The following is a 20,619-nucleotide window of genomic DNA, read 5'->3' as shown; positions in this document are numbered from 1 at the left end:
CCTTCAGGCGTGGCGAGGTTCGAGGCGGAAGTCGTAGTGCGCCGACCAGTAGGGCGTCTCCAGCAGCCGGCCGTCGGGCCCGCGGCCCGCGGGGTGGGCCTCGAAATCGACGATGAGCCGCGGGCGCACGCCGAACACCGCGTCGGACTCGATGTAGGGGCTGCCCGCGACGAACAGGTGCGTGGTCACGGGCACATGGTTGGGCGCCGAGACCATCATGTGGATGTGGCCCGGGCGGTTGGGATGCCGGCCCATCGCATCGAGCATGCGTCCCACTGGGCCATCGACCGGGATCGGATAGAAGGTCGGCCGGATCGACCAGAACCAGTAGCGGCCCTCGTGGTCGGTGCGGATGCGGCCGCGCGCGGACATGGTCGCGCCCTCGACCTGCATGTCGTAGACGCCTTCGCCGTCGCCCGACCAGATGTCGAGCAGCGCGCCCTCGATCGGGCGGCCTTGGGTGTCGGTGACGCGGCCGCTGTAGAAGGTGGGCTCCCCGCGCGCGCCCTGCGCCACGTCGGCGCCGAGCGGCAAGTCGGGCGCGCCCTCCCAGTAGAACGGACCCTGCACGGTGGCGTGCGTGGCCTCGCTGATCTCTGTGGCATCGGTGGCACGGCTGCGCTTGCCGGCCGCGGCGCGCAGCTGGTCGAGGATCACCACCATCATCGAGGCGCCCAGCGTGTCCGACAGCAGGATGAACTCCTGGCGGCGGTCGGTGCAGGCCTGCCCGGTCGCGGTCAAGAATTCGATGCCCTGCATCCACTCGTCGGGCTTCAGGTCCACCTCGCGGATGAAGGCATGCAGGTGCGTGATGAGCGAGCGCATCACCTGCGCGAAGCGCGCGTCGCTCGCGCCCTCGAGCCGCTGCAGCACGGCCTGCGTCAGCTCGTCTTCGTTCGATGGGGTCATCGGGCTTGTCTCCTGGTTCTCTTGAAATGTCAGCCGGCGGCGCTGCCGGCCTGGCCGAGTCGATGGCGGATGGGATCGACAATCGCCGCGTTGTCCGCCCCAAGCACCGGCGGGGCGGTGACCTCGAGCGCGCGTTCGCCGTCGAAGCTCACGGGCGAGCGGATGGTGTGCCACTCGCCGCCCTCGGGATGCGGCGCGCTCACCTGCAGCTGCAGGTGCAGCGCCTGCGGGTCTTCCATCGCCTCGCGCGTGTCGTACATCGGCGCATGCGGCACGTCCTCGGCCTCGAGCCGTGCGCACCAGCTCGCGCGCGGGCGCTGGCGAAACAGCTCGCCGAGCAGCGCGATCAGGTCCTCCTGGTGCGCAATGCGGGCCTCGCGTGACGCGAAGCGCGCATCGGCGAACAGGCGCGGGCGCTCGATCGCATTGGCCAGCCCCTGCCAGAACTTCTCCGGCGAGGACATGTGCAGCGCGATCCAGAGCCCGTCGGCGCACTCGAGCACATACGACTGCGAAACGCTGGGCCGGCTGAACGGGCCCATGACCTCGCTCTCCGAGAAGTAGTGCGTGAACGCGTCGAGGTTGAAGTGGCACATCGCCTCGAGCATCGATACCTCGACCGAGCGCCCCTGGCCGGTGCGGCCGCGCTCGACCAGTGCGCCGAGCACGCCATAGGCGGCATAGAAGCCCGTCATGGCGTCGGCGAGCGCGGGCCCCACCACGCGCGGGTTGGCCGGGTTCACCAGCAGCTTCAGGAAGCCGCTCGCGGCCTGGGCCACGGTGTCGTAGGCCGGGCGGCCAGCGGCGGGGCCGGTCTGCCCGAAGCCGCTGATCGCGCAATACACGAGCCGCGGGTTGAGCGCGCGCAGCCGCGACTCGCCCGCGCCCAATCGATCGGCCGCGCCGGGGCGGAAGTTCTGGATGTAGACGTCGGCGTCCTTCACCAGCTCGTCGAACACGGCCGCGTCGGCAGGCAGCTTGGGGTTGAGCGTGATGCTGCGCTTGTTGCGGTTGTAGGTCTGGAAGTGCGGGCTGTAGAGGCCGCCGCGAAATGCGCGAAACGGATCGCCCGCGCCAGGCTGCTCGATCTTGACCACCTCGGCGCCCAGGTCGGCGAGGAACATGCCCGCGGCCGGCCCCGTGATGAACGTGCCTTGCTCCAGCACCTTGATGCCGCTGAGGACTTGATGCACCGGGTCGTCTCCTGTCGTTGTTGTGGGGTGCGCGAACTCTAGGCGGCGGCCGCGGGTTCGGAAAATGATTGTTTTCCATCGTTACCATCGATGCCATCGATCAACGCACCCGGGCAAGGCCATGGAACTGAGGCACCTGCGCTACTTCATCGCCCTTGCGGGCTCGCTCAACTTCACGCGCGCGGCCGAGCGCCTGCACGTGACGCAGTCGACGCTGTCGCACCAGATCAAGCAGCTCGAGGAAGAGCTCGGCACGCCGCTCTTCGACCGCGCGGGCAAGCGCGTGGCGCTGACCGACGCGGGCGACGAGTTCCTGCACTACTGCACCAAGGCCCTGCACGAGATCGACCTCGGGCTCGGCGCGCTGCGCCAGGACCGCTCTGAAGTGGCGGGCGAACTGCGCGTGGGCTCGACGCACACCTTCAACCTCGGCTTCATCCCCGACTGCATCGCCAGCTTCCATGCGCGCCATCCGCAGGTGAAGGTGGTGGTCGAGGAACTGTCGGCCGACCAGATCGCCGCGCGCCTCGCCGAGCGCACGCTCGACCTCGGCATCGCCTACCGGCCGGCCGTGCCGGGGCCGCTGCAGTTCGAGCCGCTCTACAACGAGGAGATGGTGCTGGTGGTGGCGAAGAAGCATCCGCTCGCGCGGCGCAAGCGCGTGCGCATGGTGGAGCTGCACCGCCTGCCGATGGCGCTGTTGCCGGCCAGCTTCGCCACGCGCCAGATGCTCGACGAGTGCTTTCGCTCGTGCGGCGCAGCGCCGCACGTGGTGGCCGAGATCAACACGCTGGCGCCGATGATGGACCTCGTCGCCAAGACGCAGCTCGCCTCGATCGTGGCCGCCAACGTGGTGAACCCGCTCTCGGGGCTCGTCGTGGTCCGGCTCGAGAGCCCCACGCCCGTGCGCACGCCGGGCATGCTGTGGTCGCCGGCCGCGCGCGATGCGGCAGCGACGCGCGCGTTCTCGGCCGTCGTGCGCAAGCTCGCGCTGCGCAGCAGCCTGCAGGACAGCGTGGCGCGGGTTCGCTAGCTGCCGGCCGTTTTCAGTCGCGGGTGGCGAGCCACTCGCGCGGCGACATGCCGATCTTCTGCGCGAACACTCGCGACAACGCCGACGCATTGGCATAGCCGAGCGTGTCGGCGATGGTCTTGATCGAGGCGCCGCGGCGCAGCTCGGCCTGCGCGATCGACAGGCGCCAGTGGGCCAGGTAGTCCGCGGGCGTGGCGCCCACCACGGCCTTGAAGCGCTCGGCGAACGCGCTGCGTGACAGGCCGGCCTCGCGCGCCATGCGCTCGAGCGTCCAGGCGTCACCGGGGCGCTCGTGCAGGGCCACCAGCACGCGCGCGAGCGCCGGATCGCCGAGGCCGGTGAGCAGGCCCGGCGGCATGTCGCTTTCGTGCGGATGGTCGAGCAGCCAGCGCATCAGCTGGATCAGCACTACCTCGAACAGCCGGTCGGCGAGCAGGCGATGGCCGCACAGCACGCGGCCGGTCTCGGCGAACAGCAGTGCCAGAGACTGCTCGAGCCCCTCCACCGAGCGCAGCGGAAGCCGTACCAGCGGCGGCAGTGCGCGCGCGAGCGGATGCATGTCGCCGCCATCGAAGGCGAGCGTGGCGCAGACGAAGTCGGAGCCTTCCGAAGGCGCGTTGTGGAAGTCGTGCGCGAGCGGGCGCGGATAGAAGAGCAGCGTCGGCTCCTTCACCATCACGCGGCGCGGCACGCCGGCACGCGACGAATGCGTCACCACCATTTCGCCGCGGCGCAGCACATGCAGAAAGCCGCGGCCCGGCTCGGCCACGAATTTCGTGGTGCCGCATAGCGGGCCGGCATGGAACAGGTGAGCCCGCACATGGAAGCGCTCGAGCAGGGCGGAGAGCCGGTCGATGGGTGGGAGCATGGTGCGTACGTGGACGAAAAGGTATGTTGTTCCGACGAAACGAGCCATATCATACGGCGAACGCGAAGACACTGGCTTCTCCGATCCACTCTTCAAAGGAAATCCCATGTCCCGCATTCCCCTCGTGAACCCCGCCGAAGCCTCCGGTGCCGCCAAGGACCTGCTGGCGCAGATCCACGGCGCATTCGGCGCCACGCCCAACATGTTCCGCGCGGTCGCCAATTCGCCGGCGGCGCTGCAGAGCATGTGGGGTGCGTTCGGCGCACTCGGCGGTGGTGCGATCCCGCCGCAGCTCGGCGAACAGATCGCGGTGGCCGTCGCCGACCGCAACGCCTGCCACTACTGCCTGGCCGCCCATACCGCGCTCGGGCGCAAGGCCGGCGTGTCGGCGGCGGAGATGGCGGCGGCCCAGGCCGGCGAATCGTCGGACCCGCGCACCGCGGCCGCGCTGCGCTTCGCGCTGCAGCTCGTCGAGGCGCGCGGCCAGGTCTCGGCGGCCGACGTGCAGACGCTGCGCGACGTGGGCTTCGACGACGGCCAGATCGTGGAGATCCTCGCGCACGTGGCCTTGAACCTCTTCACCAACTATGTGAATGTCGCGTTCGACGTGCCGCTTGATTTCCCGTCGGTCAAGCTGCGCACCGGCGTTGCCTGACCTTTTCTTCTCACCTGGAGCATCCGACATGCCGAACCACAGCTTTGCCCCGGCGCCCGAATGGGAAGTCGCCCAATGGCTCAACACCGACGCACCTCTCACGCTGGCGTCGCTGCGCGGCCGGGTGGTGGTGCTGCATGCGTTCCAGATGCTCTGCCCGGCCTGCGCGACGCATGGCCTGCCGCAGGCAAAGAAGACGCGGCAGCTGTTCGACGCCGATCAGGTGGCCGTCATCGGCCTGCACACGGTGTTCGAGCACCACGAGGTGATGACCCCTGCGGCGCTCGCCGCCTTCGTGCGCGAGTACCGCTACATCTTCCCGATCGGCATCGACACGCCCGCGCGCGGCAGCATCCCCGCGACCATGCGCGAGTACCAGTTGCAGGGCACGCCGAGCAGCGTGCTGATCGATCGGCAAGGCCGCATCCGGATGAGCCACTTCGGCGTGCTCGACGACATGGCGCTCGGCGCGGCCATCGGCCAGCTCGTGGCCGAGACGGCGCCAGCGGCGCTGGCCGCGCGGCCGGCGGATGGCGCGGGCTGCCCTGCGGAGGACGCCCGATGACGGCTCTCGGCCCCACGGTGATCGATGCGCTGCTGGCCGGCCCGGTGGCGCCGCTGCCGGACGGCCGGCCCAGCGGCATCGTCAAGTCGCCGGTGCAGGAGCGGGCGTGGCTGTCGGCCACGGGCCTGCAGGGCGACGCGCAGGCCGACCTGCGCGTCCATGGCGGCCCCGAGAAGGCGCTGCACCACTACCCGCGCGAGCACTACGCGCAGTGGGCGTCGTGGAGCCGGCGCGCCGATCTGCTGGCGCATGCGGGCGCTTTCGGCGAGAACGTCTCGACGCGCGGCTGGGACGAATCGAGCGTCTGCATCGGCGACGTGGTGCGCCTCGGCGAGGCGCTGGTGCAGGTGTCCCAGGGACGGCAGCCCTGCTGGAAGCTCGACGTGCGCTTCGGCGAGCCGGGCATGGCGCGCGAGATGCAGTCGCGCGGCCGCACCGGTTGGTACTACCGCACGCTCGAACCCGGCTGGCTGCACGCGGGCGCGCAGGCCGAACTGGTCGCCCGGCCGCATCCCGACTGGCCCCTGTCGCGGCTGATCGCGCTGCTGTTCTCGCGGGATGCGCGCTTCGCGGCCGAATGGTCGCGCGCTGCCGAACTGGCGGTACTGGCCGAACGGTGGCGCGCCACGTTCCGGCGGCGGGTCGTTTCGGGCGGCGTCGAGGACTGGATGCCGCGCCTGGAGGGCTAAATACTGGCAATCGAGCAGAAGAAAGTTCGCGCGGAGAGTAGGATATATGGGAATAAATCACATCCAAAGCGCCCATGACCCATCGCCTCCGTCCCTTGTCCTGCATTGCGCTGCTGCTTGCCGCCGTGATGTCTCCCGCGCTCGCCGATCCCCACAAGGACGAGAGCGGCCACGGCCGCAAGGGCCGGCATGGCGGCCCCCCGCACAAGGAGTCGTACTGGGACGGGCACTGCAAGGTCGAGCGCAAGTACGAAAAGAACGGCGGCTTCAAGGAGAAGCGCAAATGCAGGGAGCCTGCGCCGCAGCACGTCTATGAAGCGCCGTCCTATGGCCACCCGCCGCCCGGCGTCGTGGTCCATCCGCCGGCCATCGTGATCCAGCCTCCGACGGTGATCATCCGGCCGTAAGCCATGGCTGCGGTCGCTGCCGAGGTGATGCGTGTGAAGCGGGAGCCGGTCGAGGAATACCAGGGATGCACGCTGCACTTCCAGGTCGCGGCACTCTCCGAGTCCGCGGTTCTCGCCACGGTCGAGATCCGCAGGCAGGCGAGCGTGTTGTGTCGTCTTTCAATGTTCGGTGTTCATCCCTCTTTCGAGGATGCGCAGGCGGCACTGCGGCAAAGCGCCCACGAATGGATCGCGCACCGCGCGCAGCGGCGGCCCTGAGGCGCCGCTACGCGCGCTGCTCGCCGGTTGCCGTGGCCAGATTGCTGTCCAGGCGGTCGCAGAGGTCGCGCGAGATGTCGCTGCCGACCTTGCGCACGAACCACCGCCCCGACGCGACGACCTCCTCGTAGTCGCAGGCCTGGAACCAGCGCGACAGCGACGGGTCGATCAGGTGCAGGTTCGCCGCGTCCCAGACGCCGCTGCCGCTGACAGGCTCCACGGTGTGCTGCAGCGGCGAGTTCGCGAGCAGCGTGTGGAAGTAGATCTCGTCGGGTGCCTTGGAGAACCGCAGGAAGCGCTTCACGGCCTCTTGCTGCGGATGGCCCACGAGGTAGCCCGCGGCCTCGGGCGTCAGCGCCCACCATTGCGAGCCGAAGTACCACGCGGGAATGAGCGGGAACGAACGGCGCCCGAGCTTGCCCGCAAACTGCAGCACGCCGCGCAGCAGCCGCACGCCGGTTAACTTGCGCCCGTCGACCGGAAGGTCCTCGTAGAACCAGAAGTGACGCACGCGCTCATGCAGCTTGCGCGTGCTCGCCAATGGCATCAGCTTGATGAAGTTGGTGCCCGCATGCTGCTGCAAATAGGTGCGGAACTCGTCCATCGGACGCAGTGGATAGCAGCTTCCGGAGAGCAGCATGAAATGGCTCACCTGCGACAGATCGCATGTGGCCAGCGCCGTGCGCATGAGCCGCAAGGTGGCCTCCACCTGAGAGATGGCGCCCCAGCGCACATCGATGCGCTGGTTCACGAACGCCACATGGGGGTCTGCGACCTGGAACGCTGAGAGATCGGCCTTGGCATCGACATGGACGAAGCAGCGCCCCACCGGCGCGAGGTGCCGCAGCAGGCGCTTGGCCTGCTGCGGATCTGCATGGACGAGCAACAGGAATACCGGGCTCATGTTGCGGTTGCATCACACCTTGTTGGTACGCCAGAGCACCAGGGCGCTTGATTGCCGGCAGGGGAACGCTCGGCCGTGCCTGACTGTAGCGGCTCGGGCTGCTGCGGCGACCGGTCTGTTGCTGTCGGTTTCGTTTGACAACCGTCGACGGGCTACCCATTTGTCGGGATGCACGGAAGAAGATCGGCCAGAGCGGCATCGCGAATGGCCGTCACGCCTCTCGTCAGCCCTTGAAAGGCGTCAGGTATGGTGCTGCGGCGCGATCAGCGTCTTTTCTGTAGCTCGGTATCTCCGTCTTGCTCGCGCTTGCCAATGCTTCTTTGAGTTGTGCGGCGTTCAGGTCTTTGCAGTACGCGGGGGTTCCGGGTTGCTGCCTCCACGATTCAGCGAGTGTTCCGCCATCAATGGCATCGAACCCCAACTCGCGGACGACGCCTTGTACAAGGTGCTTGGCTTCAGTGTTGTCGCCGGCAACTGAAAGTGCAATGCGTCCAGCGCTTCCACCCGAGTGGCCGCGTGTCGCCAAGCTCTCAGCCAGGATGTTGTTGAAGGCCTTGACGACGGGCCTGCCCAGCACCGAAGAAATCCATTCGCTGTCCGTGGCCCCTTCCTCAACCTGCGCCACGACACCATCGCGGGTGGGGTAGTAGTTGCCTGCATCGACGACCACAGCAGGGTTCTTGCGCAGCACTTCATGGGGAAGGTCGGCGACCGCCAATTGCGGGATGGCGATGATGACCAAGTCCGCAGCGCCTGATGCTTGCTCGACCGTCGCAGCGACCACCCCAGTCTCGGCTGCGAAAGCCGCGAGCGTTGCCGGACCCCGTGAGTTCGCAATCAGCACTTCGTGGCCCAATGCCTTGAGGTTGCGGGCGAGCGTGCTGCCAATGTTGCCCGACCCAATGATTCCAATGTGCATCTTGAGATCTCTTATCCAGAAGGGCGATTATTCGAACGACGGCGTCCCCCGGGGGCGACAGGGTCAAAACGGCCGACCATGCTTGCATAGCCGGGAGGATTGCAAAACTGATGCGTAGCGCGATGTCCGCTATGGGCAGCGGACCTACGCATCTCTCGATGCGCTTTCCTGCGCGAGGCTATCGACCAGAGTAGCCTGGTTGCCACCCGTCAAGACACAGCCCCATAGACCAGATTCTTGTACAACATCCGTGTGTGAATCCGGTTGGAGGGGCATTGCGCCATCAGCACGCCGACCAGCTGCTCGCGCGGGTCGATCCAGAAGCTCGTTCCCCAGGCGCCGGCCCACATTGCGTCGCCCACGCTGCCAGGCGTCCAGCCCACGCCGTCGTAGAGGCGAACGCCCCATCCCAACCCGAAACCGTATCCCGGGCCGGTGGTCGCACTGGGCACCCCGGCTTTGCCGATCAGATGGTCGGACAGCATGAATTCCACGGTCTTGCGCGACAGGTATCGGGTCTGGCGTCGGTTCCACCGTTCAGCACCATCTGCGCGAACTTCAGGTAGTCCGCGCCCGTGCCAACCAATCCGGCGCCGCCTTTGAGGTAGGTGCGTGGCGCTGGGTCGGTGTCGTGGCGGTAGGCACGCAGCATCGACGCCTTCTGCGCGTCACTTTCCAGCGCCTCTGCCAGACGACTGCGTTTGGCCGGGGGCACCCACCAGGCGGTGTCGGTCATGCCCAACGGGCCGATCAGCATCTCCTGCATCAGCACGTCCAGACGTTTCTTGGTCGCGCGCTCCAGCAGCAAGCCCAGCACGTCGGTAGCAATCGAATAGAACCAAGTCGTGCCTGGCTGGTACGCCAGTGGGATGGTGCCCAGGCGTTTGAGCATCTCGTCGCCGGTGATGTCGGTTTCCAGCGATTCGATACCCAGGTCCGCGTACATCTTGCCGATGCGCGGCGACGGGCTGGCTGGACCGTAGACGAAGCCTGCCGTATGCATGAGCAGGTCTTGCACGGTGATCGGACGGGCCAGCGGCACGTCGCCCGCCGGCGTCTCGACCTTGAGATCCTTGAGTTCGGGCAACCAGTTCGTGACCGGGTCGTTGAGCTTCAGCACACCTTGCTCCGTCAGCATCATTGTGGCGACGGAGGTCAACGGCTTGGTCATGGAGGCGAGCCGGAAAATCGCGTCGCGCGGCATGGGCTTGGTCTTGGCAGCGTCGAGAAAGCCAACCGCCTCATGGTGCACAAGCTTTCCCTCGTGCGAGACAAGGGACACGGCGCCTGGAAAAGTGCCGACGCCGACCTGCGCGTTCAGTGCTGGCGCGATGCGCCTCAGCCGGGCTGAAGACACTGCAGGAGGTGGCATGGTCGGAACGCTTGTACATCCGGCAAGGAAGGCGGTCCCAAAGGCGGACAAGGCAAGCTGGCGCCGAGTAACGGTCATTTCGTCTCCATCTGATTTTTCAGAAAACAAATCCTTCCCATGTACGCGCGCCGCGTAAACGGGTGAAACCCGCTTACGACGAAGGGCTTACTCGGACACGCAGAGCTCGAGAGTCAGGCACAGCGGCACAGCGGCACAGCGGCACAGCGGCACAGCGGCACAGCGGCACAGCGGCACAGCGGCACAGCGGCACATCGTGGGAACGGCTCACCAACCGTGCACAAGCCGCAGCAACTGTGTGACTCCCCACACCAACCGGCGGAAACCTACGCCGCCTTGCGGCGCGAGGCCGGCGCCTTCTTGCCCGCGGCCTTCTTCGCGGCGGCACCGGTCTTCTTCGCGGCCGCTGTCTTCTTCGCCGGCGCGGCCTCCGATTTCCGGGCGGCCTTGCCGCCGCGCAGGCTGCGGGTCAGGAGCTCGGTCAGGTCGATGACCTCGGCGCCTTGCGACGGTGCCTCTTCTTCGGGCTCGATCACCGTTTCGGTGTCGCCCGCCTTGACCTTCTTCTCGACGACCTTCATGACCGCGTGCTTGAACTCGTCCTTGAATTCCTCGGGCTTCCACGTGCCGCTCATGTCCTTCACGAGCTGCTCGGCCATCTTCATTTCGGCGGGCGTGATCCTGGCGGCTTTGACGCCGGCGGGCGGCAGGTCGAGGCCCTCGACGGGCTTGACCTCGTCGCCCCAGCGCAGCAGGTTCAGCACGAGCACCTCGCCCGCGGGCACCAGCGCGGCCAGGTGCTGCTTGGTGGCGATCACCACCTTGGCGAGACCGATCTTGCCGGTCTTGACCATGACCTCGCGCAGCAGCGCGTAGACCTTGTGCCCTTTGTTGACCGGTGCGACGTAGTAGGGCCGCTCGAGGTAGAGGAACGGAATCTCGTTGGCGTCGATGAAGCGCTGGATCTCGATGGTCTGCGTGGTGCGCGGGTAGGCCGCCTCGATCTCCTCGCGCGAGACGACGACGTATTTGCCGTCCTCGTACTCGACGCCCTTGACGATGTTCTCGGCGGCAATCTCCTTGCCGGTGCGCTTGTTGATGCGCTTGTAGCCGACGCGGTCCATGCTGCGCTTGTCGAGCCAGTCGAAGTCGACGCCCTGCTCGGTGCTCGCGGTGTGCAGGCCCACGGGGATGTGCACCAGCCCGAAACTGATCGCGCCCTTCCAGAGGGTTCTGCCGCCAGTGGCCAAGATTCAACTCCTTGCAGTGGATCGATGTGGCCGAACCTAGCGCGAAGCGGCTGCCCCGGGCGTAGGAAGAAGCGACGCCCGCATCTACGCCTTGCCCTGAAGACGCCGGAACGCGCTGAAGTGCCGGATCGCGAGCTGCTTGTGCCCGAGCTCGGCGTAGAGCAGCGCCGCGTTCTGGTGCGCATCCGCCAGGTCGGGCTGCAGCTGCAGCGCTTTTTCGTAGCTGGCCAGCGCATCGCCGACCCGGCCCGCGCCCTCAAGCGCGACCGCGTGGTTGTAGTGCATCAGCGGATCGTCGCCGCAGTGCCGCACACCCGCCTCGTACAGGTCGGCGGCTTCGGCGCAGCGGCCTGCCTCGCACAGCATGAAGCCGAGGTTCAGGTAGGCATGGGCATGGGCCGGGTCCTGCACGAGGATCTGCCGGTACAGCGATTCGGCCTCCGCCGGTGCCGTGGCCTCGAGCGCCTCCGCGCGCGCGAAGAGCGCATCGAGATCGATGGTGGCACTGCTGGCGCTGCGGTCCTGCGGCGCGAACAGGAAGCTCACCGAACCGGCACCGGGCTCGATGCGCAGGTCCAGCACCAGCTGGCCGGTGTCGGGCTCCCAGTGCGCATCGGACGAGCGCACCGTGACGCGGGCGCCCTCGGCCTTGATGCGCAGGCCCGCGAGCGGCATCTCCGCGGGAAGCCCGGCCTTGAGCTGCCGCAGCGACCGCAGGATCTGCCGCGTCGGGATGCGCGCCGCGCGCAGTTCGTGCGCCGAGCGCAGCAGCACCACGTCCTGGAACGAGAACTGCCAGGTTCCCCCGGGCGTCTTCACCGGCGCGACGAAGCCGAGCTCGATCAGCTTGCTCACGGCATGCCGCGACAGGCCCAGCAGCTGGACCACGCCGCGCAGCGTGTAGGGCGTCGACGGCCCGGACGAGGCGTTCACTTCTTCATGCGCACGCGTGCCGGGGCCGCAGCGGCCTTCTCGGGCGCCTTGGGCGCGCGCTTGGCCTTGCTCGGAACGCTGCGCAGCGGCGCGGCCTTGGCATCGGCGCCCGGGCGGCGCGCGAGGCTGGCCTTGAGCATTTCGGCGAGGTCGATCACCTGGCCCGTGCCCGCATCCTCAGGATGGTCGGCGGCGACGATCTCCTCGCCGGCGATCTTCGCGTCGATGGCGGCGAGGATGCGCTTCTTCTCCTCGTCTTCGAACAGCGTCGGGTCGTAGCTGTCCTGCGATATCTGGTCGATCAGCTGCAGCGCGAGTTTGAGCTCGGACGCGCTGGGTTCCAGCTGCTCGATGTCGAGGTTGGCCAGCGAGCGCACCTCGTCCGCGTACAGTAGCTGCTGGAGCACCAGCCCCTCGTCGAGCGCGCGCACCTGCACCACGTACTGCTTCGACTTCCAGGCCCACTTGGCGAGCGCACAGCGCCCGCTCTCGCGCATCGCCTTTTTGAGCAGGTTGTACGGCTTGCCGCCGCGCTTGTCGGGTGCGAGGTAGTAGGGCTTGTCGTAGTAGATCGGGTCCACCGCATCGGCGGGGATGAAGGCCACGATGTCGATCAGGTGACTTCCGCCTTCCTCGAGCGCCTTGAGCTCCTCGGGCCTGAAGATCACGTACCGGTCCTTCTCGAATTCGTAGCCCTTCACCATCTCCGAGCGCGGGACGATCTTCTGCGGGTCGCCGGCGGACACGTACTGCTGCTTGACGCGCTCGCCTTCCTTCGACAGCAGGTTGAAGTGCACGGTCGCGGCACTTTCGGTGGCCGAGTAGAGGCGGACCGGGATCGACACCAGGCCGAAGCCCAGCGTCAGCGATGCGATCGAACGGGCAGTGGCCATCTGATGCTCCTCAGGACGAGGAGACAACATGCCACTTTTCGGGGCTCAGGGAAAGAGGCGCGTTTCGCTGGAACGGCGTCGGGCGCTTCGCTGGTGCATGCGCCGCGGCTGCACCGGCTCGGCCACGGGCGCCACCGGGATCGCCGGCATCACGGCGGCGACGGCTGCGTCGGGCGCCGGCGTGCCGAGCTGGCACCACAGGCTCGCGAAGCGGACGTCGGCCTCCTTGCGCAGCTTGGCGATCTGCTCGATGCGGCTTGCGGGCAGCTCGAGACGCCCGCCCTGCGAGCGCTGGTGAAGCGCATGAACGGCGGCATAGGCGGCGGTCTCGGCGGCCATCCAGGCAGCGAAATCGGCAGAGGCGGGTTCTCCGGGCATGGTGTCGTTCCAAGTGACGTGGCGGAAGGGCTGCAATCTACGGACCGCCTCCCACCTGCCCTTGTAGGCCGCCGCCGCCTGGTGGCGCCGGATAACGTGCGTCTCGCAGCCGGCTCAGCCCGGGATCTCGGGCTCGACCAGCTGCGCCAGCGCGACCAGCGACTCCTGCCACCCGAGGTAGCACATCTCCGCGGGAATCACGTCGGGAATGCCTTCCTGCACGATCGCCATGTCGGTGCCGCAGGACACGGCGGTGAGCGTCACCGTCGTCTTCATCGTGCCCGGCAGGTTCGGATCGTCGAAGCGTGCGTCGTAGGCAACGCGCTGGCCCGGAACCAGCTCGAGGTACTTGCCGCCGAACGAATGGCCCTGGCCGCTGCCGAAGCTGGTGAACGACATGCGCCAGCTCCCGCCGACCACCGGGTCCATCTGGTGGACCTTGCCGGTGAAGCCGAATGGCGGCAGCCAGCGCTCGAAGGCGCCGGGTTCGACGAAGGCACGGTAGATCCGCTCGGGCGGGGCGCGCAGGATGCGGTGAAGACGGATGGTGCTGGTTGCCATGGTGGCGTGCTCCTGTGAAGTGCAGAGGAAGACCCTCTGCCTGTACGACGAACGAGCCCGGGCGGAATCGACATCGTCGTGCGAGTCACATCAAACGGAACCCGCGCGCGAACTGCATCGAGGTCTTCACGAAACCGGGCACCTCGCCCATCTTCGCGATCTCGGCCATCCCCGCCTCCGTGATCCTGACCACCGTGGCCACGCGCGACGCAGCATAGCGTGCGGTCGACCGAAGGGCCGCGACTTCCGCTTCGATCAGGCCCGTGGCGACGAGCACCGAGACGTGCCGGAGCTCCTCTGGGTGGGCGACCCGGACGGGAAGCTGCACATGCTGCAGCCGCATCAAGAACAAGAGTGGCATTCGACGCTCCAATGCCGGCGCTTGCAGATGAAACCAGAGTGCCGGCTGCTCTGGCTTACAAATATTAATGCCGTGGTACGCCTTGTTTCAATCGGGTTTCAGCTGGAGTGGTTATGGAATACAACCATTTTCGTGAAATGAATCACGCTTCGGCACCACGAGGGAACCGGTTTCGCCGTGGGTGGGACCTGCTAGCCCGCGTGGCTGCCGGCTGCCCCGGCGTCGGCTTCGGCTTCGGGCTGAAAGAGGATGGCCACGATCTCCGCAGCACAGGTCTCGCCCGTCGGCGTCTGCCAGCGGGCCGTATCGCCGACACGCAGGCCGAGCAGGCTGCCCCCGACCGGCGAGAGCACCGAGATCAGGCCGGCCGAGGGGCTCGCATCCTCGGGATAGCAAACGGTGAGCGTCTGGCGCCGCCGCGTGTGGACGTCGACGATCTCGACCCGCGCGTTCATCGTCACGAGGTCGGGCGGCACGGCGTGCGCGTCAGTCAGTTCGGCACTGTCGAGCAGATCCGCCAGCGCGGTCTGCAGATGGACGCCCGGCAGTTTGCCGAGGCGGGCGAAGTCGTGTTGGGTGAGCGTGCGCTCGCCGTGGATCGTTGCATGCATGGACGCACTCCATTCGTGCGGACCTGCCGGTGGGCAGCGGCCGCGAACGCGCGGGACTTGTGCCCGGCGGTGAATGGTTGCGCAGAAAGGGGAGAGGGAAGCGGGCCGCCGGGCCTAGGGATGTGCGGGGAGTTTCCTGCGGCCCGCCTTCGACCCGGCGCGCGCATGCACGCTGGCCGCGGCATGGGCATGGGTCAAGGCGAGAAGGGCGGACGACATGGCAAGGAGTCTAGGCAACCCACCGGGGTCCGGCAAGCAATGCCCTCAGGGTCCTTGCCAGATTGAGCTTGAAAATGGCGGCTTCCGCGGCGAACAGGCACCGTAGCGGTCGACGACGAAGGGCAGTGGATGCAATCGAACCAGGTGAGCCTCGTGCGCGATCCCGACAGCGGGGTCGAGGCGATCCGTGCGCGCTTTCTCGGCCATGCCTACGACCCGCATCGGCATGACGAGTGGCTCGTCGGCGTGACCGACAGCGGGCACCAGGACTTCTTCTGCCGCGGCGCGCGGCGCGTGAGCACGGCCGGCCGCGTCATCCTGATCGAGCCTGGGGAGCTGCACGACGGGCGCGCGGCCGGCGGCGGCGGTTTCAGCTATTCGATGCTGTACCTGCCGGTGGTCTGGCTGCGCGATGGACTCGGCGGCGTGCCGGACGACGGCATCGGCTTTCGCGCGACGTTGGGCGACGACCCGCGGCTCGGCGCGGCGATCCGCCATGCCGGCGCCGTGCTGGCGCGCCCGCGCGAACGGCTCGCGCGCGATGCGGCGCTCGACGCCGTGGTCGCGGCGCTGCGGCCGCACCTGGGGCGGCCTGCACCCGACGAAGACGCTGGCGCCGCGCCCGGCCCGGCGAGCCCGATCGCGCGGCGCGCGCGGGACCTGCTGCATTCGGCCCTCGCCGACGACCCGGGCGCCGACGCGCTTGCCCAAGCGGCCGGCGCATGCGACCGCTTCGCGCTCGCGCGCGTGTTTCGCGCCGCCTACGGCACCTCGCCGCATGCCTACCTGGTGCAGCTTCGCCTGACCGAGGCGCGCCGGCGCCTGCGCACGGGCCAGGCGCCGGCGCTGGTGGCCGCGGACTGCGGCTTCGCGGACCAGAGTCATCTGGGCCGCTGGTTCCGCCGCGCCTACGGCCTCGCGCCCGCCGCCTACCGGGCGTGCTGAATTTGCACGAACGTTCCAGACCCGGCGCACTGAACTTGCGACAGTCGCTGCCACTGAACAAGACAGGAGCAGCGCAGATGGTGTTCGAGACGAAGGTGGCGATTCTCGTGCGCGAGGACCTCGCCGTTTGGCAGAAGCTCAACGTGACGGCCTTCGTGGCGACCGGCATCGCGTCGGCCGCGCCCGATGCGATGGGCGAGCCGTATGTCGATGCGGCCGGCCGCAGCCATGCGCGCCTGCTCGGCGAGCCGGTGCTCGTCTTCGCCGCATCGGCCGAGACGCTGCTGCGCGCCTACCGGCAGGCGATCCAGCGCGACCTCGTGCGCGCCGTGTACGTCGGCGCGATGTTCGGCACCGGCCACGACGCGGCCAACCGCGCCGCCTTCCTGGCCGAGTCCGCCGACGCGCCCGACCTCGTCGGGCTGGCGCTGCGCGGGCCGAAGAAGGAGGTCGACAAGGCGCTCAAAGGGGCGGTGCTCCACGCCTAGCGCGATGCCTTTCGCGTGACGACCACCTCGACGTAGTCGCTGGGCACGATCAACGAGGCCGGACCCGCGCGGTTGCAGCCGTTCAGCAGTTCGGCCAGGTCCTGCTCCAGCGCGGCGGCGCCCTCGGCCGGCAGCGCCGCAAAGGCCTTGTGCACCGGGCCGTACCAGGTGCGGAACACCTCGATGAAATGCGCCGCCGAGCGGTAGCGGAAGTTGAACTGGCGCGGCGTGATCGCGATCGACTCGGCGCGCTCGCCGAAGAGTTTCTGCAGGTGCGCCTCCACGCCCCAGAGCGACGGCGGCTGCACGCCGGCCGGCGGCGGCACATGGCGCCCCAGCACCTTGAACAGCTGGCCTATGAATCCGGTGGGCGTCCAGTTCGCCAGGCCGATGCGCCCGCCCGGACGGCAGACGCGCGCCAGCTCGGCCGCGGCCGTGGCGTGGTCGGGCGTGAACATCACGCCGAAGGTCGACAGCACGACGTCGAAGCTCGCGTCCTCGAAGGGCAGCGCCTCCGCGTCTGCAGGCTGGAACTGCACCTCCAGGCGCTCGGCGCGCGCGCGCTCGGCGCCGCGGTCGAGCAGCGCGGCCACGTAGTCGGTCGAGGTGACGCGGCAGCCGCGCCGCGCCGCCGCGAGCGTGGCATTGCCGTTGCCGGCGGCGACGTCGAGCACGCGCTCGTCGAAGCGCAGGTCGCAGGCTTCGGCGAGCTGCTCGCCGACAAGCTGCAGCGTGGTGCCGATCACGGCGTAGTCGCCGCTCGACCATGCGGTCATCTGGCGGCCCTTGATGGCACTGAAATCGATGGGTGCGTTCATGGTGCGTGTTCCTGGTGGTGGTGATGGGGAGTGGGAATCGCAATGTCGCGCGGCGCGCGCGCGGCGTCCTGCCTGCGCGTCGGCGCGGCCTGACCGATCGTCCGCATGTGCGCCGGCCTGCACCGCGCCGGCCAATCGTCATAGAACGCAACGGAGATGGACACCGCGCGGCGGCGCGCCCAGAATGATTTCTCGACGACCACCCCTCACCGATGCCGGTGCGAAGGAAGCCCATGGCAGCACAGCAAGACGTTGCGGCCGCGCTGCGGCGCATGGAAGCGGTGCTGCGGCGGCGCCCCGAGGCGGGCCATCACGCCGACTCGCAGGCCGTGGCGCGCTGGGCCGGGGGGTTGAAGGTGGTCACGGCGCATGCCAACGGTACCGCCGCCGCGACCGATATGCCCGAAGAGCTGGGCGGCGGCGGCGACACAGTCACCCCGGGCTGGCTGCTGCGTGCCGGCGTGGCATCGTGCGTCGCCACGCGCATCGCCATGGGTGCGGCGCAGCAGCAGATCGCGTTGCAGACGCTCGAGGTGTCGGTCGACAGCCATTCGGATGCGCGCGGCATGCTCGACGTGGCCGATGCCGACGGCCACGCGGTGAACGCCGGCCCGCTCGACATGGCGCTGCGCGTTCGGATCTCTGCCGCTGGCAACGTGCCACCCGAGCGGCTGCGCACGCTGGTCGAACAAAGCCATCGCTGCTCGCCGATGTCGGCCGCGCTGCAGCTCGCGGTGCCGTTGACGCTCCAGGTCGAGGTCGGGGAGGTCTGATGGACGCGCTCTCGGAAACCTTGCGCGTCGTCCGCCTGGTCGGGGCGATCTTCATCCATGCCCGATTCACGGCGCCCTGGTGCTACCAGTCGCCGCGCGCCGATTCGGTCGCGTCCATCCTCGAGCCGGGCGCCGAGCGCGTGGTGATCTTCCACCTGATCACCGAGGGCGACTGCTGGGTCGAGCTCGCGGGCGAAGCCCCGGTGCACCTGATCGCGGGCGACGCGATCCTTTTTCCGCAGGGCGACGCGCACCGCATGGCCTCGCAGCCGGGGCTGCCGCCGGCCACGGGCGGGCGGCTCGAGGAGGTGTTGTCGCGCCGCCCGCGCCAGCTCTGCTACGGCGGCGGCGGGGCCACCACGCGCCTCGTGTGCGGCTACCTGGCCTGCGATGCGCGGCTTGCGCGCCTGCTGCTGGCGGGGCTTCCTTCGCTGGTCCGCGTCAATGTGCGCGGCTCCCACGCCGGCACCTGGCTCGAGGCGTCGGTGCGCTATGCGCTCGGCGAGGCGCGCTCGCCGCGCCCGGGCGGTGCGGCCGTGCTGGCGAAGCTGTCCGAAGTGCTGTTCATCGAAGTGTTGCGGCTCTGCATGAGCGAGCGGGCCGAAGGAAGCACCGGCTGGCTCGCGGGCGTGGGCGACCGCATCGTTGGTGCCGCGCTCCAGGCGCTGCACAAGAACCCCGCCCATGCGTGGACGCTCGACGAACTGGCCCGCACCGCCGGCAGCTCGCGCTCGGTGCTGGCCGAGCGCTTCCAGCACCTGGTGGGCAGCTCGCCGATGCAATACCTCACGCAGTGGCGCATGCTGCTGGCCGCCAACCTGCTGAGCCGCAGCAATGCGCCGCTCGCGAACATCGCCGAGAACGTCGGCTACCAGACCGACACGGCGTTCAGCCGCGCGTTCCGGCGTGAGTACGGTGCGCCGCCGGCGGCGTGGCGCCGCAGCCGCTCGGCCGCGGTCGCACCGCAGGCCGCGGGCCTCGTGCACAGCCCCTGACGAAAGGGGGACTGCGGCGCGGCCGGGGCGTCAAGCGAGCGCGCGCTGCGGCCCGCCGAGCTGGAACACGCCGACGACCTGCGACAGGCTGCTCGCCTGCTCCTGCAGCGAGGCCGCGGCGGCCGCGGCCTCTTCGACCAGCGCCGCGTTCTGCTGCGTCACCTGGTCCATCTGCGTGATGGCCTGGTTGATCTGCTCGATGCCCGTGGTCTGCTCCTGGCTTGCGGCGGTGATCTCGCCCATGATGTCGGTCACGCGCTGCACGCTGGTCACGATCTCTTCCATCGTGCGGCCCGCCTCGGCCACCTGCTGGCTTCCGGCCTCGACCTTTCTCACCGAGTCGTCGATCAGGCCCTTGATCTCCTTCGCCGCCGCGGCCGAGCGCTGCGCCAGGCTGCGCACCTCCGAGGCCACCACCGCGAAGCCGCGGCCCTGCTCGCCCGCGCGGGCTGCCTCCACGGCCGCGTTCAAGGCGAGGATGTTGGTCTGGAACGCGATGCCGTCGATCACGCCGATGATGTCGACGATCTTGCGCGACGAAGTGTTGATCGAATCCATGGTGCCGACCACCTTGCCCACCACGCCGCCGCCACGCACGGCCACTTCGGAGGCCGAGACGGCAAGCTGGTTGGCTTGGCGCGCGTTGTCGGCGTTCTGCTTGACGGTGCTCGTGAGCTCTTCCATCGAGGCCGCCGTCTGCTCGAGCGAGCTGGCCTGCTGCTCGGTGCGCGACGACAGGTCCTGGTTGCCCGAGGCGATCTGGTTCGACGCCGTCGCAATCGTGTCGGTGCCGTTGCGTACCTCGCCCACCACCTTGAAGAGGCTGTCGTTCATGGCCTTCAGCGCCGAGAGCAACTGACCGACCTCGTCGCGCGAGCCGACGCTCACCTGCGTGCTCAGGTCGCCCGCAGCCACCTTCTGCGCCAGTTCGACCGCGCCTTGCATCGGCCGCACGATGCCGACGGTCAGCCGCCATGCGAAGAGCGCACCCAGCAGCACCGCCATGGCCGACAGGACGACCAGCATCAGCCGGGCGCTGCGGTGGTTGTCCTGGATCTCTTGGGCCATCACGTCGATGCGCGTGCGCTGCGCCTCGGCGATCTGGTTTACCGCCTGCTTGTAGACGTCCAGCGCCGCCTGGTATTGCGTGTCGGCCAGCTGGTTGGCGGCGCCCGGGTCGCCCGCGGCCTTGAGCTTGTTGATGGTTCCCAGGTGCTCGAGCACGCGCTTGCGCGCATCGGCCACGGCCTCGAAGAGCTTGCGCTCGTCGGGCGTGGTGAGCAGCTTGTCCATCTGCTGCTGCACCGGATTGATCGAGGCCACGCCCTCGCCGAGATGCTTCTTGAAATAGGCCTCGTTGTCGGGGTCGGCGGCCTTCGCCAGGCCGAAGGAGTGCACGATGCTGGGGCCGAGCAGGTTGGCCCACCGGTTCGCCAGCCGCTCCTTGACCAGTGCCTCCTCGACCATCGCCGAGGTGGAGTGCGCCACGGCGTTGAGCCGCAGGATGCCGATGCCCGAGATGAGCACCATCAGCAGCAGCATGGCCGCGAAGCCGCCCCCGAGGCGGACACCGATCTTGAGATTGCGCAGGTTCATTTGCTTTC

26 protein-coding genes are annotated in these 20,619 nt (G+C 68.5%); 10 read left to right on the top strand and 16 right to left on the bottom strand.

The window, feature by feature from the left end; genetic code table 11:
• Positions 1 to 3: 3 nt before the first annotated feature.
• Both AC3A6J_RS11870 and AC3A6J_RS11865 read right to left on the bottom strand, forming a co-directional pair.
• Positions 4 to 909 carry a dioxygenase family protein gene (locus tag AC3A6J_RS11870; RefSeq protein ID WP_487860141.1) on the bottom strand — a complete coding sequence of 302 codons (906 nt, stop codon included), beginning with the start codon at positions 907 to 909 and terminating at the stop codon, positions 4 to 6.
• A 29-nt stretch (positions 910 to 938) separates the two neighbouring features.
• Positions 939 to 2,102 carry a CaiB/BaiF CoA transferase family protein gene (locus AC3A6J_RS11865; protein ID WP_487860140.1) on the bottom strand — a complete coding sequence of 388 codons (1,164 nt, stop codon included), beginning with the start codon at positions 2,100 to 2,102 and terminating at the stop codon, positions 939 to 941.
• A gap of 121 nt (positions 2,103 to 2,223) precedes the next feature.
• Between AC3A6J_RS11865 and AC3A6J_RS11860 the strand changes: the two genes are divergently transcribed.
• A complete protein-coding gene (locus AC3A6J_RS11860) occupies positions 2,224 to 3,135 on the top strand; it encodes a LysR substrate-binding domain-containing protein (RefSeq protein WP_487860139.1) in 912 nt (303 codons plus the stop codon).
• Between the two features lie 13 nt (positions 3,136 to 3,148).
• On the opposite strand, the gene AC3A6J_RS11855 is transcribed toward AC3A6J_RS11860, so the two are convergent.
• Positions 3,149 to 4,003: an AraC family transcriptional regulator gene (locus AC3A6J_RS11855; protein ID WP_487860138.1), complete on the bottom strand. Its 855-nt coding sequence runs from the start codon at positions 4,001 to 4,003 to the stop codon at positions 3,149 to 3,151.
• A 106-nt stretch (positions 4,004 to 4,109) separates the two neighbouring features.
• Between AC3A6J_RS11855 and AC3A6J_RS11850 the strand changes: the two genes are divergently transcribed.
• From AC3A6J_RS11850 to AC3A6J_RS11830, 5 genes are all read left to right on the top strand, one after another.
• Complete coding sequence (locus tag AC3A6J_RS11850; RefSeq protein ID WP_487860137.1) at positions 4,110 to 4,658, top strand: carboxymuconolactone decarboxylase family protein; 549 nt, start codon at positions 4,110 to 4,112, stop codon at positions 4,656 to 4,658.
• 28 nt (positions 4,659 to 4,686) lie between these two features.
• Positions 4,687 to 5,223, top strand: coding sequence for a redoxin domain-containing protein (locus AC3A6J_RS11845; protein ID WP_487860136.1), 537 nt, complete (start codon positions 4,687 to 4,689; stop codon positions 5,221 to 5,223).
• On the top strand, positions 5,220 to 5,912 hold the full coding sequence (locus AC3A6J_RS11840; RefSeq protein WP_487860135.1) for an MOSC domain-containing protein: 693 nt from the start codon (positions 5,220 to 5,222) through the stop codon (positions 5,910 to 5,912). Before AC3A6J_RS11845 ends, AC3A6J_RS11840 begins: the two co-directional genes overlap by 4 nt.
• Positions 5,913 to 5,986: 74 nt before the next feature.
• Entirely contained in the window at positions 5,987 to 6,319 is a 333-nt protein-coding gene (locus tag AC3A6J_RS11835; protein ID WP_487860134.1) for a hypothetical protein, read from the top strand.
• A gap of 3 nt (positions 6,320 to 6,322) precedes the next feature.
• Complete coding sequence (locus tag AC3A6J_RS11830; RefSeq protein ID WP_487860133.1) at positions 6,323 to 6,577, top strand: hypothetical protein; 255 nt, start codon at positions 6,323 to 6,325, stop codon at positions 6,575 to 6,577.
• A gap of 7 nt (positions 6,578 to 6,584) precedes the next feature.
• Here AC3A6J_RS11830 and AC3A6J_RS11825 read toward each other — a convergent pair whose 3' ends face one another.
• From AC3A6J_RS11825 to AC3A6J_RS11775, 11 genes are all read right to left on the bottom strand, one after another.
• Complete coding sequence (locus AC3A6J_RS11825) at positions 6,585 to 7,481, bottom strand: beta-1,6-N-acetylglucosaminyltransferase (protein WP_487860132.1); 897 nt, start codon at positions 7,479 to 7,481, stop codon at positions 6,585 to 6,587.
• A gap of 223 nt (positions 7,482 to 7,704) precedes the next feature.
• Positions 7,705 to 8,415, bottom strand: a complete 711-nt coding sequence (locus AC3A6J_RS11820) for an NADPH-dependent F420 reductase (protein WP_487860600.1) — start codon at positions 8,413 to 8,415, stop codon at positions 7,705 to 7,707.
• A 194-nt stretch (positions 8,416 to 8,609) separates the two neighbouring features.
• Positions 8,610 to 8,885 carry a hypothetical protein gene (locus AC3A6J_RS11815; protein ID WP_487860131.1) on the bottom strand — a complete coding sequence of 92 codons (276 nt, stop codon included), beginning with the start codon at positions 8,883 to 8,885 and terminating at the stop codon, positions 8,610 to 8,612.
• Positions 8,867 to 9,850 carry a serine hydrolase domain-containing protein gene (locus tag AC3A6J_RS11810; RefSeq protein WP_487860130.1) on the bottom strand — a complete coding sequence of 328 codons (984 nt, stop codon included), beginning with the start codon at positions 9,848 to 9,850 and terminating at the stop codon, positions 8,867 to 8,869. Before AC3A6J_RS11810 ends, AC3A6J_RS11815 begins: the two co-directional genes overlap by 19 nt.
• Before the next feature lie 266 nt (positions 9,851 to 10,116).
• Positions 10,117 to 11,040 (bottom strand): non-homologous end joining protein Ku, encoded by a 924-nt coding sequence (ku, locus tag AC3A6J_RS11805; protein WP_487860129.1) that lies wholly within the window; start codon positions 11,038 to 11,040, stop codon positions 10,117 to 10,119.
• Positions 11,041 to 11,124: 84 nt separating this feature from the next.
• On the bottom strand, positions 11,125 to 11,973 hold the full coding sequence (locus AC3A6J_RS11800; RefSeq protein ID WP_487860128.1) for a tetratricopeptide repeat protein: 849 nt from the start codon (positions 11,971 to 11,973) through the stop codon (positions 11,125 to 11,127).
• Positions 11,970 to 12,866 (bottom strand): non-homologous end joining protein Ku, encoded by an 897-nt coding sequence (gene ku, locus AC3A6J_RS11795; RefSeq protein ID WP_487860127.1) that lies wholly within the window; start codon positions 12,864 to 12,866, stop codon positions 11,970 to 11,972. The genes AC3A6J_RS11800 and ku (AC3A6J_RS11795) overlap by 4 nt, the downstream gene beginning before the upstream one ends.
• A gap of 45 nt (positions 12,867 to 12,911) precedes the next feature.
• Complete coding sequence (locus AC3A6J_RS11790; protein WP_487860126.1) at positions 12,912 to 13,244, bottom strand: hypothetical protein; 333 nt, start codon at positions 13,242 to 13,244, stop codon at positions 12,912 to 12,914.
• 114 nt (positions 13,245 to 13,358) lie between these two features.
• Positions 13,359 to 13,805 (bottom strand): SRPBCC family protein, encoded by a 447-nt coding sequence (locus tag AC3A6J_RS11785; RefSeq protein ID WP_487860125.1) that lies wholly within the window; start codon positions 13,803 to 13,805, stop codon positions 13,359 to 13,361.
• Positions 13,806 to 13,890: 85 nt separating this feature from the next.
• Positions 13,891 to 14,166 (bottom strand): hypothetical protein, encoded by a 276-nt coding sequence (locus AC3A6J_RS11780; protein ID WP_487860124.1) that lies wholly within the window; start codon positions 14,164 to 14,166, stop codon positions 13,891 to 13,893.
• 191 nt (positions 14,167 to 14,357) lie between these two features.
• On the bottom strand, positions 14,358 to 14,777 hold the full coding sequence (locus AC3A6J_RS11775; protein ID WP_487860123.1) for a GreA/GreB family elongation factor: 420 nt from the start codon (positions 14,775 to 14,777) through the stop codon (positions 14,358 to 14,360).
• A 348-nt stretch (positions 14,778 to 15,125) separates the two neighbouring features.
• Here AC3A6J_RS11775 and AC3A6J_RS11770 point away from each other — a divergent pair, with 348 nt between their 5' ends.
• On the top strand, positions 15,126 to 15,941 hold the full coding sequence (locus AC3A6J_RS11770) for an AraC family transcriptional regulator (protein WP_487860122.1): 816 nt from the start codon (positions 15,126 to 15,128) through the stop codon (positions 15,939 to 15,941).
• Positions 15,942 to 16,021: 80 nt separating this feature from the next.
• A complete protein-coding gene (locus tag AC3A6J_RS11765) occupies positions 16,022 to 16,429 on the top strand; it encodes a DUF2000 family protein (RefSeq protein WP_487860599.1) in 408 nt (135 codons plus the stop codon).
• Here AC3A6J_RS11765 and AC3A6J_RS11760 read toward each other — a convergent pair.
• On the bottom strand, positions 16,426 to 17,247 hold the full coding sequence (locus tag AC3A6J_RS11760; RefSeq protein ID WP_487860121.1) for a class I SAM-dependent methyltransferase: 822 nt from the start codon (positions 17,245 to 17,247) through the stop codon (positions 16,426 to 16,428). The two genes, AC3A6J_RS11765 and AC3A6J_RS11760, sit on opposite strands and share 4 nt — an antisense overlap.
• A 233-nt stretch (positions 17,248 to 17,480) precedes the next feature.
• Between AC3A6J_RS11760 and AC3A6J_RS11755 the strand changes: the two genes are divergently transcribed.
• The gene (locus AC3A6J_RS11755) at positions 17,481 to 18,020 is read left to right on the top strand and encodes an OsmC family protein (protein WP_487860120.1); all 540 of its coding nucleotides are present in this window, start codon (positions 17,481 to 17,483) and stop codon (positions 18,018 to 18,020) included.
• On the top strand, positions 18,020 to 19,015 hold the full coding sequence (locus AC3A6J_RS11750; RefSeq protein ID WP_487860119.1) for an AraC family transcriptional regulator: 996 nt from the start codon (positions 18,020 to 18,022) through the stop codon (positions 19,013 to 19,015). The genes AC3A6J_RS11755 and AC3A6J_RS11750 overlap by 1 nt, the downstream gene beginning before the upstream one ends.
• Positions 19,016 to 19,045: 30 nt before the next feature.
• On the opposite strand, the gene AC3A6J_RS11745 is transcribed toward AC3A6J_RS11750, so the two are convergent.
• Entirely contained in the window at positions 19,046 to 20,611 is a 1,566-nt protein-coding gene (locus tag AC3A6J_RS11745; RefSeq protein ID WP_487860118.1) for a methyl-accepting chemotaxis protein, read from the bottom strand.
• Positions 20,612 to 20,619: the final 8 nt, after the last annotated feature.

The sequence above is a fragment of the Variovorax sp. Soil_C_39 genome (assembly GCF_057656815.1).
Note: the sequence above shows the minus strand (reverse complement) of the source record. Positions and strands in the feature narration are given on the sequence as shown.